General features: G+C 72.4%; 11 protein-coding genes. 7 read left to right on the forward strand and 4 right to left on the reverse strand.

Annotated elements, in window-relative coordinates:
• Positions 1-31: 31 nt before the first annotated feature.
• On the forward strand, positions 32-481 hold the full coding sequence (locus tag ACZ69I_RS32035) for a DUF7144 family membrane protein (RefSeq protein ID WP_467674454.1): 450 nt from the start codon (positions 32-34) through the stop codon (positions 479-481).
• Positions 482-811: 330 nt separating this feature from the next.
• On the opposite strand, the gene ACZ69I_RS32040 is transcribed toward ACZ69I_RS32035, so the two are convergent.
• Complete coding sequence (locus tag ACZ69I_RS32040) at positions 812-1720, reverse strand: LysR family transcriptional regulator (protein ID WP_470836082.1); 909 nt, start codon at positions 1718-1720, stop codon at positions 812-814.
• A gap of 154 nt (positions 1721-1874) precedes the next feature.
• Between ACZ69I_RS32040 and ACZ69I_RS32045 the strand changes: the two genes are divergently transcribed.
• Complete coding sequence (locus ACZ69I_RS32045; protein ID WP_470836084.1) at positions 1875-3182, forward strand: SGNH/GDSL hydrolase family protein; 1308 nt, start codon at positions 1875-1877, stop codon at positions 3180-3182.
• A gap of 377 nt (positions 3183-3559) precedes the next feature.
• On the opposite strand, the gene ACZ69I_RS32050 is transcribed toward ACZ69I_RS32045, so the two are convergent.
• A complete protein-coding gene (locus tag ACZ69I_RS32050) occupies positions 3560-3952 on the reverse strand; it encodes a hypothetical protein (protein WP_470836085.1) in 393 nt (130 codons plus the stop codon).
• 86 nt (positions 3953-4038) lie between these two features.
• Positions 4039-4473 carry an SH3 domain-containing protein gene (locus tag ACZ69I_RS32055; protein WP_470836087.1) on the reverse strand — a complete coding sequence of 145 codons (435 nt, stop codon included), beginning with the start codon at positions 4471-4473 and terminating at the stop codon, positions 4039-4041.
• A gap of 143 nt (positions 4474-4616) precedes the next feature.
• Here ACZ69I_RS32055 and ACZ69I_RS32060 point away from each other — a divergent pair, with 143 nt between their 5' ends.
• The 3 genes from ACZ69I_RS32060 to ACZ69I_RS32070 all read left to right on the forward strand — a co-directional run bounded on the left by ACZ69I_RS32060 (position 4617) and on the right by ACZ69I_RS32070 (position 8709).
• A complete protein-coding gene (locus ACZ69I_RS32060; RefSeq protein WP_470836089.1) occupies positions 4617-5567 on the forward strand; it encodes a hypothetical protein in 951 nt (316 codons plus the stop codon).
• 71 nt (positions 5568-5638) lie between these two features.
• Complete coding sequence (locus tag ACZ69I_RS32065) at positions 5639-6655, forward strand: endonuclease/exonuclease/phosphatase family protein (protein ID WP_470836090.1); 1017 nt, start codon at positions 5639-5641, stop codon at positions 6653-6655.
• 44 nt (positions 6656-6699) lie between these two features.
• On the forward strand, positions 6700-8709 hold the full coding sequence (locus tag ACZ69I_RS32070) for an FUSC family protein (protein WP_467674468.1): 2010 nt from the start codon (positions 6700-6702) through the stop codon (positions 8707-8709).
• 102 nt (positions 8710-8811) lie between these two features.
• Here the strand turns inward: ACZ69I_RS32070 and snpA are convergent, their stop codons facing one another.
• Positions 8812-9483 (reverse strand): snapalysin, encoded by a 672-nt coding sequence (gene snpA / locus ACZ69I_RS32075; protein WP_470836091.1) that lies wholly within the window; start codon positions 9481-9483, stop codon positions 8812-8814.
• A gap of 220 nt (positions 9484-9703) precedes the next feature.
• On the opposite strand from snpA, the gene ACZ69I_RS32080 reads away from it, so the two are divergent.
• Both ACZ69I_RS32080 and ACZ69I_RS32085 read left to right on the forward strand, forming a co-directional pair.
• Entirely contained in the window at positions 9704-10678 is a 975-nt protein-coding gene (locus ACZ69I_RS32080; RefSeq protein WP_470836092.1) for a LysR family transcriptional regulator, read from the forward strand.
• Positions 10679-10864: 186 nt separating this feature from the next.
• On the forward strand, positions 10865-11881 hold the full coding sequence (locus ACZ69I_RS32085) for a hypothetical protein (RefSeq protein WP_470836093.1): 1017 nt from the start codon (positions 10865-10867) through the stop codon (positions 11879-11881).
• Positions 11882-11939: the final 58 nt, after the last annotated feature.

Below are 11939 nucleotides of genomic sequence, written 5' to 3' on the forward strand. Positions count from 1 at the left end.
GTATCCCTGACCGCTAGACGAAGGTGTGGCCATGAGCAGCGCAGCAGCTCCCGGCAAGCCGGACCACGGGAAGCCGGATCACCACGGTACGAAGGCGGACAGCGTCTGGGCGTCCGGCGGGACGATGTTCGCCGGTGTGCTGATGCTGGTGAACGGAATCCTCGGGATCTTCGAGGGCATCGCGGGCATCGCGAAGGACGACGTCTACGAGCGGATCGGTGACTACGTCTACAAGTTCAACCTCACGACGTGGGGCTGGATCCACCTGGTCCTCGGCATCCTCGTGGCCGTGGTCGGGTGGGGCATTCTCAAGGGTGCGGGCTGGGCGAAGGGGAGTGGGGTCGCGCTGGCCGCGCTCGCCATCGTGGCGCAGTTCCTGTGGCTGCCGTACACGCCCGTCTGGGCGCTCATCTCGATTGCGATCGGTGTCTTCGTCATCTGGGCGCTGTGCAACGACCGCGGTGACGTCGCGGGGCCCTGAGCCTCGCTGCGACACGGCAACGTCGCCCGTGAGCCGAGCCCCCACCGGGGCTTTCGCGCAGTTCCCCGCGCCCCTGAAATCCTCCCCCGCAACACGGCAGCCTCCCCCGCCAGCCGAGCCCCCACCGGGGCTTTCGCGCAGTTCCCCGCGCCCCTGAAATCCTCCCCCCGCACCGGAAAACGGACGAGGGGAACACACAAGGGGCGGGGGGAACTGCGCGACCAGCCACGGCGTGCCCGCACCATAGAACGCACGAGAGGAACCAGATCAGGGGCGCGGGGAACTGCGCGAACGGCCACGACCCACCCGCACCCAAAAGACACCCGCCCCTCAGAACCGTGCCGGGCCCCCATTCCCCCGCACCACCTCGCGGACCACCTCCCCGAACGACTCCGCGCGTACGCCCAAACCCCCTGATCGCCAGATCAGCGCCACCTCCGCAGGAGGGACATCCCGGAGAGGGACGAACGTGACGTCCGGCCGGGCGTAGTACTTCTCGACGGACGCGACAACCGGCGAGACCCCCTGCCCCGTCCCCACCAGCATCATCAGCTCCTGGAACGTCGCCACCGCGCGCCCCCGCCCGATCCCCCGCCCCGACGGCGTCACCCGCGGCACGTGAAAGTCCCACCAGTACGCGGGCGCCCCGTTCACCACCCCGAAGAATGTCTCCCCCGCCAGTTCCTCCAGCGAGACGGAGACCCGCCCGGCCAGCGGATGCCGCACCGGCACCGCGAGCATCCGTGATTCGTTGATCACGACGGGCCCCACCGTGAGGTCGGGCTCCTCCACCGGCAGGCAGGTGAAGAGCAGATCGACCTCGCCGGAGCGCAACGCGCCCAGCGGATCCTGGTACTGCGTCTCCCGCATCCGCACCTCCACCCCAGGACACCGCTCCCGGAACGCGTCGAGGATCGGCCCGGTGAGGGTCCCCGCCCCGGCCCCGAGGAACCCCACGTCCAACTCCCCCTCCACGCCCCGCGCAGCGGACTTCGCACGGACCACGGCCGCGTCCATCTCCTTGTGCAGCGGCGCCAGATCCTCGTACAACTGACGGCCCAGCGGTGACATCCGCACCACCCGGCTGGTGCGCTCGAAGAGCGGGGCGCCGATCTTGCGCTCCAGCTTCTTCAGCGTCTGGCTGACCCGGGCCTGGGAGAGGAGCAGGCGCTCGGCGGTGCGGCCGAAATGCAGCTCCTCGGCCAGGGTCAAGAAGGTCTCCAGCTCTTGCCGTTCCATCGCATACCCCCTGTGACCTGCGTCGATAAGCGCGAGCGTGCCGATCGTTTCACGGATCGCCCTTGATGGGCGGTCGTGGTCGGCGGATCTTTGAGGAGTCAGGACGGCGACCGCCGGACCGGACGCCCGACCCCTCAACCACCCGGAGATCCCGATGATTTCGCGTGCTCGCACGACCCTCGTCGCCACCGCCGCCGCCACCGCCCTCGCCCTGACCGCCGGACTCGCCGCCACCGGCGCGCAGGCCTCATCCGGCCGCCACGAAGGCGGGAAGGCGGGCGCCGCCTGGACCGCGGCCTGGGCCACCTCGCCGCAGCGCCCCAGCACCGGGTTCAAGCCCAACTGGTCCGAGGCGGGCTTCGACGGGCAGACCCTGCGCCAGGTCGTCCGCGTCACGGAGGGCGGCGACAGGGCGCGCATCCGGCTCTCCAACGCGTACGGGACCTCGCCGCTGCGGATCGCGGGCGCCACGATCGCCCGTACGGAACGGGACGCCTCGACCTCGACCTCGACCTCGGTCCAGGAAGGGTCCGTCCGGCGGCTCACCTTCGGCGGCGAGCGGGCCGTCAGCGTTCCCGCCCACGGGCAGCTCTCCAGCGACGCCGCCGGGCTGGACCTCGACGCCTTCGACTCCGTGACGGTCACCCTGCACCTCGCGGGCACCACGGGCCCCGCCACCTTCCACGCCCAGTCCTTCGCGACCAGCTACCGCGCGCAGGGCGACCACACCGCCGACACCGGCGGCCGGGCCTTCCGCGAGTCGACCGAGTCCTGGTACTACCTGTCGGGCGTGGACGTGGGGACCGGGGCCGGCAGACCCGCTCGGCGCGACGGCGTCGTCCTCTTCGGCGACTCGATCACCGACGGCTTCGCCTCCTCCACCGACCGCGACCGGCGCTGGTCCGACGCCCTCGCCGAGCGGCTCGCGGCAGCGGGCGACCAGCGGCCCGTCCTCAACTCCGGCATCGGCGGCAACCTCGTCCTCAACGACTCGGCCTGGTACGGCGAGAAGAGCGCCCACCGGTTCGCGCGGGACGCCCTGAACCTGCCGGGGGCGGGCACGGTCGTCGTCCTGGAAGGCCTCAACGACATCGGCTTCAGCGAGACGGACCAGCCCACGTACAAGCCCGCGCCGGTCGTCAGCGCGCGCGAACTGATCGAGGGGCACCGGGAGTTGATACGCCAGGCCCGTGCCAAGGGCGTCCGGATCGTCGGCGCGACGCTGCTTCCCCTCGGTGGCTCCGACCACTACGGCGAGCACGCGGCGGCGGTCAGCGACGCGTTCAATCGCTGGGTGCGGACGTCCGGCGAGTACGACGCGTACGTCGACTTCGACCGGGTCCTCGCTGATCCGGCGGATCCGGAGCGGATCGCGTCCGCGTACGACAGTGGTGATCACCTGCACCCGAACGATGCCGGTTACCGGGCGATGGCCCGGGCGGTGGACCTGAAGACGCTGTGACGAGAGGCCCCGCGCAGTTCCCCGCGCCCCTGAACAGCCCTACCCGCAACACCCTCACGCCCCCGCTCAGCTCGACCCCCACGGGGTTTCGCGCAGTTCCCCGCGCCCCTGAAAAACCCCACCCGCAACAACCTCACCTCCCCCGCTCAGCTCGACCCCCACGGGGTTTCGCGCAGTTCCCCGCGCCCCTGAAAAACCCCCAGGCACCGCCCCCCCAGGGGCGCGGGGAACTGCGCGACCAGCCACGACGTGCCCGCACCATAGAACGCACGAGAGGGACCGGATCAGGGGCGCGGGGAACTGCGCGAGCAACCACGATCCACCCGCAGCGAAGGACGCACCGCGGATGCACCTCGCGGGGCGCGCCAGGGCGCGGGTCACTCCGTCGTGTAGTACCGGTAGAAGATCACCGCGAACACCGCCGCGGACACCACGGCGGCCATCACCACCGACCGCAGCACGGTCGCACCGGTGAGGCTGTAGAGGAAGCCGAACGCGACCCCCGCGAACGCCGTCCAGGACAGGGCGCGCACCTCGCGGGGGAGCGTGGGTGCCATCCGGTGCAGGGCGAAGAAGACGGCGGCGAAGATCAGGCCGGTGACGACGCCGAACATGACGTTGCCGGTGGTGATCGGTCCGCCGTCGCGCCGGATGCCGGATGTCCAGATGCCGTAGACGATGCCCAGGAGCAGGGGCAGGCCCGCCCAGAGAGCTGTCGTGCCGGTGGCCCGGGAGCCGGGGGCGGTGTAGACGGGGGCGGCGTGTGCCATGACGGGTCCTTCCGTAGGAGCTTCCGTAGGGGCTTCCGTAGGGGCTTCCGCAGACGATCCAGACGGTCAGTGACGTGGTGGTCACGTCAGTGGTCGCACGGGTCCTGGTGACAGTCACGGTCCCGCCACTGCGGACACGGGTCCGCGGACGGGCAGGCGGGCACGTGACGGCCGTCCGTGTCGACGTAGGCCGCGCTCACCCAGCCGCGGACACCCTCCAGCCAGTACCAGTGCGGGTCGCCGTGCACGGTCGTCCCGGAGACGGCGCATTTGACGCGGTCCTGACTGCCGGGCGGCAGCTTCGCGAGGATCTCGCCGTGGGTGCTCGGCTCGTCCCTGACCTTCAGGTCGGGCCCGGAGACGACGGTGCCCCAGATGACGCCGTCGTCGTGGTGCGCGGGGACCGCCGTGGTGGCGGCGGTGGCCGCGGTGGCGGCGGTGGCCGCGGTGGCGGTTCCCGCGGTCAGCAGGGCCGCGGCGGCCGCGGCGGCCACGGCCACCGGGCTCAGAGCGATTCGCATGATCGACCTCCTCGCCCCCTCATCCAGGAAACACCCGTTCGGCCCAGCGCTCCACTTGGGCCCGCCGTCCCGGCCCGGCGCCGTTGCCCCATATGCAGTCGCCCCGGTCGCGCCCCGCGGAGCCGGGGCCTTGCCTTGGTCTCGTGCCGAAAAGCGTCCGCCGTGTATCCCGTACGTCCAGCGCCGTCCCCCTTACGTCCAGCACCGCCCGCCGTACGTCCCGCGCCCGAGCCGCCCTGTCCGCCGTGCTCCTCGTCCTGGCCTGCCTCCTTGTCCCCGTCGGCGCGCTCTCCGCCTGGGCGAAGTTCGAGATCGGCGACCGGGACAGCTACGTCGCCACGATGGCGCCGCTCGCCTCCGACCCGGCGGTGCGCACGGCGGTGGCGGACGCGGTCACCGGCTCGGTGATGAAGGAGATCGACGTCGGCCCGCTGCAGGGCACGGTCGAGTCGTTCGTACGCGACGCGGTGCGGTCCTTCACCGAGACGGCGGCGTTCAAGACGGCCTGGAACGCGGCGAACCGCGCGGCGCACGACGCGGTGCAGTCGGAGCTGAACCACGACGACAACGGCGAGGTCACCATCGACCTCGCCCCCATCACCCAGCAGATCAAGCAGCAACTGCAGGACGACGGCGTGCCGTTCGCGTCGAAGATCCCGGTGAAGCACACCGAGGTCACGGTCCTGCAGTCCGAGGACCTCGGCTGGCTGTGGCGGAGCTTCCACGCGCTGCAGGTGGCCGGTGTCTGGCCCGCGGTGGCGGCGGCCGTGCTCGCCGTCGCCGGTGTCCTGCTCGCCGCCCGTCGCCGCCGGGCGGTCGTCGCGACCGCGCTGGGCATGGCGCTGGGCGCCGCCGTCCTCCTCGCCGCCGTCGCGATCGGCCGCGCCGTCACCCTCGACGACCTGCCCTCCGACCTCTCGCGCGACGCGGCGGGCGCGGTCTACGACGCGCTGACCTGGACGCCGCGGGCGACGGCCTGGATCATCGTCGCGGCGACCCTCGTCGTCGCCCTCGGCGCCTGGCTCCTTCCCCGGTTGCGCCACCGTTTCGCCCGGGGGCGTGAACCGGGGCACGCCGAGAGCCGTCCTGTCTGAGGGAGGATGCGCGCAGCAGGAATCAGGAATAAGGACGCGCGCAGTACGACCCCCGACGAAAGGCCGGTCCCTTGGACACCACGACCGTCATCCCTGACGCCGAGGACGAGGCGGGCGGGGGCGAGCGGCGGCGGGTGGGCCGGGCCGCCGCGTGGGGGGCCGGGCTGCTGCTCGCCGGGGTCAGCGCCGTCCTCGGGTTCCGGATCGCCGACTCCGACGGGTTCACGCCCGTCCCGCAGGTGCTCGCCTTCCTGCCCTGGCTGCTCGTGCCCGCCGGCGCCGCCCTGCTGCTCGCCGTGCTCGGCCGGTGGCGGACCGGGATGCTGTGGAGCGTCGTCGTGCTCGGCCTCCTCGCCTGGTACACGGACCCCTACGGGAACACCGACGCACCGGACGGGCCCGCCGTCGCCGAGCTGCGCGTCCTGACGTCGAACGTCGAATTCGGCGGCGGCACCGAGGGGTTGGTGCGGGCCGTCCGCGAGGAGCGGCCCGACCTGCTGTTCGTCGAGGAGTGCGACTTCGCGTGCTCCGCGCTGCTCCGCAGGGAACTGCCCCGCGCCGACTACCCCTACCGCGAGTCCGTCGAGGCGTCCGGCGCCGAGGGCTCGGTCATCCTCGCCAAGGTGCCGTTGAAGAGCGCGCCCGGCATCGACGGCACGCTCGGCATGCCGGGCGCCGTGGCCGACGTACGGGGTCACGACGTCCGCGTCCAGCTGGCGCACCCCATGCCGCCGGTGCCCCGCGGGGTCGGCCTGTGGCGCTCGGAGATGCGGGAGCTGCGGGACTACGCCGCCGCTGGGGACGGGCAGCCCACCATCGTCGCCGGGGACTTCAACGCCACCCAGGACCACGCCGCCTTCCGGGCCGTCCTGGACACGGGGATGCGCGACGCCGCCCGGCTCGCCGGGGCCTCGCGCGCCCCGAGCTGGCCCGCCGCCGCGCCCGCGCCGCTCGGCGCGCAGATCGACCACGTCCTCGCCACGCCGGACTTCGCGGCCCGCGACGCCCGCTTCCTGGACATCGGCAACACCGACCACCGGGCGCTCGCCGTCACGCTGATCCTCCACGAAGCCGAAACAGAGCGTTGATCCACGGACCGGGACACGTCACGTAAAGCGCCGATAATGGGCGCATGCCCCGAGAGCCCCGCCCGTCCCGTCCGGTCTCACTGAGCCCGCTCACCCCACCCGACTGGCTGGTCAGGTCCCTCAAGCCGCAGTCCGCGCCCATCCCCTGGGCGGCCGCGGCCCGCGCCTCCGTGGCGATGGCGCTGCCCCTCGCCCTCGGCATCCTCGCCGGACAGCCCTCCTACGGGGCGCTCGCCTCCATGGGCGCCCTCTCCGGAGTCATCGGCGACACCGCCGACGCCTACCGGATGCGGATCTTCAACATCGCCGTGCCCCAGCTCTTCGGTGCCCTCGGCGTCACCCTCGGCTCGCTCGTCTTCGGGCACGGCTGGGTCGCGGTCGGCGCGGTCACCCTCGTCGCGCTCGTCTCCGGAATGATGTCGACGATCGGCGCCGTCGCCTCCGTGTCCGGGCTGCTCCTGCTGCTCAACTCCGTGGTCGGCGCGGGGCTTCCCATGCCGGGGCAGTGGTGGCTCGCCCCGCTCCTGATGACCGGCGGCGGACTCCTCGTCCTCGCGCTGGCCCTGCTCGCCTGGCCGCTGCGCTCCGGCGTCCCCGAACGCGCCGCCGTCGCCGCCGCCTACCGCTCGGTGGCCGCCCTGCTCGACGCGGCGGGCACGGACGCGTACGGCGAGGCGCGCACCGCCGTGACGGCCGCCCTGAACCAGAGCTACGACCTCGTCCTCGCCCGGCGCACCCGCGACCACGGACGCAACCCCGAACTGGTGCGCCTCGTCGCCCAGTTGAACGCCCTCACCCCGGTCGTCGAAGCGGCCCCCGCCGCCGACCAGGCCGCCCGGCACGCCTGCGTACGACTGCCCGCCGAGGTGCCGGACGCGGTCCGCGCGCTGGCGGCGGCGGTGGAGCGGGGCGGCCCCCCGCACGCCGCCGGGGGCGAGCCCGGTGCCGCGCGGGCCGCGGCCCGTATCCCCGAGGCCCAGGACCACGCCACCCGCGCCCTCGACCACGCCGTCCTGCACGCGGCGGAGACCCTTCAGGACCCCGACCCGCTCGGCGTCATCGAGACCGAGGACCGCCTCGGCCGGCCCGCCGCCCTGCGCGTCCGCGCCCGTCGCGCCGCCCGCAACGTCGTCCTCTCCAGCACCTCCTGGCGCTACGGTCTGCGCCTCGCACTCTGCATCGGCATCGCCCAGGCCCTGGTCTCGCTCGTCGACGTGCCCAGGTCGTACTGGGTGGCGCTCACCGTCACGTTCGTCCTCAAGCCCGACTTCGGCTCGGTCTTCTCCCGCGCGGTCCTGCGCGCGCTCGGCACCGCCGCGGGCCTGGTCGTGGCCGCCGCGGTCCTCGCCGAGGTGCCGCACGGCTGGTGGGACGTGCCGGTGATGATGCTGCTCGCGCCGCTCATCCCGGCCCTCACCACCCGCGGCTACGGCTACCAGACGGCGGCGATCACCCCGGTCATCCTGCTGCTCTCCGACATCCTCAACCACCAGGGGCTCGGCCTCGTCGTGCCGCGTCTCGTCGACAGCCTGATCGGCTGCGGCATCGCGCTCGTCGCCGGGTACCTGCTCTGGCCGGAGAGCTGGGGCACGCGGATCGGCGACCGCCTCGCCGACGCGGTCGCGGACACGGCGCGGTACGTGGAGTGCGCGTTCGGCGCCGACGGCGACCCCGCGGCCCGCGCCCGCATGCGCCGCGGCCTCTACCGCGACCTGTCCGTCATCCGCTCCGAGTTCCAGCGCGCCCTGACCGAGCCCCCGCCCACCGGCACGCGCGCGGCGGCCTGGTGGCCGCTGGTCGTAGCCGTGGAACGCGTCCTGGACGCGACGACGGCGGCCAGGGTCCGCATCAAGCACGGAGCGGAGGCGCCCACTGGGGACGAGGTGGCCGAAGTCGCCCGGGAACTGCACGCCCTGGCGACCCGCCTGCGCACGTCGGTCCACCTGGAAAAGGGCCGGACGAACTTCAGCACCGACAACGAGGCCGGCGTCCTGGAACCCCTGCGCCAGGAGGTCAACGCGGCGAGAGCGCTGACGTCCCCGAGGACCACCTAGGGGCACGGGGAACTCCGCAAAAGAAGGGGCGCGGGGAACTGCGCCACCAGCCACAACGGACCCGCAGCTCCCCACGACCATGCATCCCGCTACAGCACGCGCCTAGCGACCCGCGTTCACCTTGTGCAGCGCCTTGGCGAGCCCATTGGCCCACAGCTGCTCCACCTGCGCCCGCTCAGCCGCATCCGGCTGGGAGTTGGTGCAGGAAGGGCCGGGCCCACCACCCGACATCAGCTGGCTGCACGGCCCGTCATACGTGTCGGGAAGCCCGAGCACGTGCCCGGTCTCGTGCACGGTGACCCGCGTCGAGTCGTACTCCTTGTTCTGCGCGTAGTCCAGGAAGACATAGCCATTGCCGTGCCCGTCGGAGCTGGCGTACGAGCCGCGCGGGTCATTGCCCTCGCGGTACTCGAAGCTCGCGCCCGACGTACCCGCCTGGAGCTTGACGTTGGAGACCGCGCCGTTCCAGATCGACGCGGAGCTGGCTATCTGCTGGGCGAAGGTGGGGGCTCCGGACGCGTCGTAGACGACGGTCACGGACTTCGCGCCGGGGTGGGCCGCACGCTTCTCGGCGACCGCCTTCACGACGGCCTCGAAGAACGCCTTGTTGTTCTTGGCCTCCGCGGCCGAGCCCTGGTACTGGGAGTACGAGGACGTGGTGGCCGTGGCCGACGCCATGTCGTGCGTGGCGGTCGACGCCGAGGCCGAGGTCGCGCCGAGTCCGGTGACGGCGAGGCCGAGGACGGCGGCGACGGACAGGTAACGCTTGTTCATGTGTGGGGGGCTCCCTACTCGTTCCACGACCGCGTGGGGCGATCGATGAAAGGTGAACGGTTCGGTACCGGTGAGTGTCGGGGAGCGTGGGGCGCGTGGGAATGATGGCAACTCGCGATAGCACGGCCCTATCACCCGGTCCCGGCCTGCCCAGAACGGCCGGTTCTCATGGGGTTTGAGCGTCTGGTGCAACGGCCGTACCGGCTCTACGCTCACGGCCATGGAGCTCGACGTCAGGCACCTCCGCGCGCTGTGCGCCATCGCCGACACCGGCAGCCTGCACAAGGCGGCGCGCCAGCTCGGCATGAGCCAGCCGTCGTTGACGACCCAGCTGCGGCGCATCGAGCACGCGCTCGGCGGCCAGCTCTTCTCCCGCGAGCGCACCGGCTGCCGCCCCACCCAGCTCGGCCGGGTCGTGCTGAGCCGCGCCCGCCCCCTCGTCACGGAGATGCGGGCGCTGGTCGCGGAGACGAAGGCGGCCGCCGCCCGCGCCGCCGAGGGCCCGCAGCTGCGCATCGGCTCCACCGCGAGCCGCGCCATACCGGGCTGGCTGCGCAGGCTGCGGTCGCGCCTGCCGGGGACCGAGATGTCGCTTCAGATGGACGTGTCCGCGAACGCGCTGCTGCGCATGGTGGCCGCCGGGCAGCTCGACATCGCCTTCGTGCACGAGGTCGAGGGCTGCCCGCTGCGCATGCCGGAGGCCCTGCGAAGACGCGTACTGCTCGACCGGGAGCCGCAGTTCGTCTCCCTCGCCGCGGACCACCCCGCGGCGGACCGGCCCGTCGTACGCCTCTCCGACCTCGCAGACGACCGCTGGATGGTGGACCCCACGGTCGACGGCGAGTGGGACGGCCTGCGCCGCGTCCTGACCTCGGCCGGGCTCAACCCCCGTGTGCTGCACGGCGATTACCTCACCGCGGCGTCTCTCGTCGCCACCGGCGAGGTCGTCGCGCTCTGCCAGCCGACCTCGCGCGGCAGGACCGACATGGCCGTACGCCCCCTGCACGGCGACCCCCTCGGCGTGCGCCTCATGCTGGTGGCCCGCACCGAGGAGGAGCTCGACGCGGTCTACGGCGAGCTGGAGGCCGCGTACTGGGAGGCCGCGCGCCAGGCGACCGCCTACACGGAGTGGCTGCTGCGGGCCGGCGACACCCGGGGAAGCGCGGGCGGGACGTTGGTCCCGGCCAGCCGATGACCTTCGGCCACACCCCCTCTGACCTGCCCTTTTGACAGTTTTACGGTACTGGGTCACGCGTTGAGGCCACTTGTTACCTTTCCTACGGATGACGCACACATCGCGCCCGTAGCTTCATGTCTGTCGCCACCGCAAAGGGGCACAAACACGGACAGCTCGATCTGTAGCCACGAGGGAAGTCACCACATGCGCGCCACTCGCCGTACCTTCCGTACCGCCGCCATCGCCACCGGAGCCGTCGCCGCGCTCGCCGTCCCGACCACGGCGGCGTTCGCCGCGGACGCGCCGTCGACGCCGCACGGCCCGATCGCGCAGGACGACCGGACGAGCAAGGACCAGGACCAGAACCAGGGCCAGGACGACTCCGGCAAGAAGGACGAGACCGGGAAGAAGGACGAGACCGGCAAGGACGAGACCGGTCAGGACAAGGAAAAGGACACGGACAAGGACACGGACAAGGACCGGGACAAGCCGGTCCCCGGCGGCTGGGAGTCCAAGGGCACGACCGACCTCGGCAAGGGCTGGTCCGCGAAGGTCGACGTCAACGCCTCGGCCCGTACCGCCAAGGCCGCCCTCTCCCTGAACGGCGAGGCCAAGGGCTCCCTCACCGCGTACGAGAAGTCCGCGAGCACCAAGATCGACGGCAACACCTTCACCCTGACGCCCAGCGGCGCCGTCACCATGCAGGCCAAGCCCGCCCCGCCGAAGCCGCAGCCGAAGCCGCAGCCCGACCACAAGCGCTCCTTCGTCCGCGCGTACCAGAACCTCGGCGGCTCCGGCTTCGACGCCAAGGTCTACAAGGTCAAGGGCGGCTACGAGGCCGACATGATCGCCAAGGCCCCCGACACCGGCAAGAAGATCATCTGGGACACCCTGAAGCAGGCGGGCAGCAAGGCGGCGTACGGCCGGCACAACGGCGCCCACTTCGTGCTCAACCCCGACGGCACCATGAAGGGCTGGGTCGACGGCAGGACCCACGGCGACGGCACGCACCACAACGGCACGAAGCCGCAGCCCCAGCCGACGCACGACACGCACCGCAACGGGGACCGGACCGTCCCGAGGGGCGGCGTCAAGGCCGGCGCCGAAGGCGTCACACCCGCCTCCGACGACGCCCCGCTGATCGCGGCGGGCGGCGGCATGGCGGCCGTCGGCGCGGCGGGCCTCGGCTTCGCGCTCTACCGCCGCAAGCAGAACGGCTGACGGACTCCGGCACGAGGTGAAGGGGCACCCCGCTGTTGCGGGATGCCCCTTCACCTGT

The sequence above is a fragment of the Streptomyces sp. NPDC036815 genome, assembly GCF_055609205.1.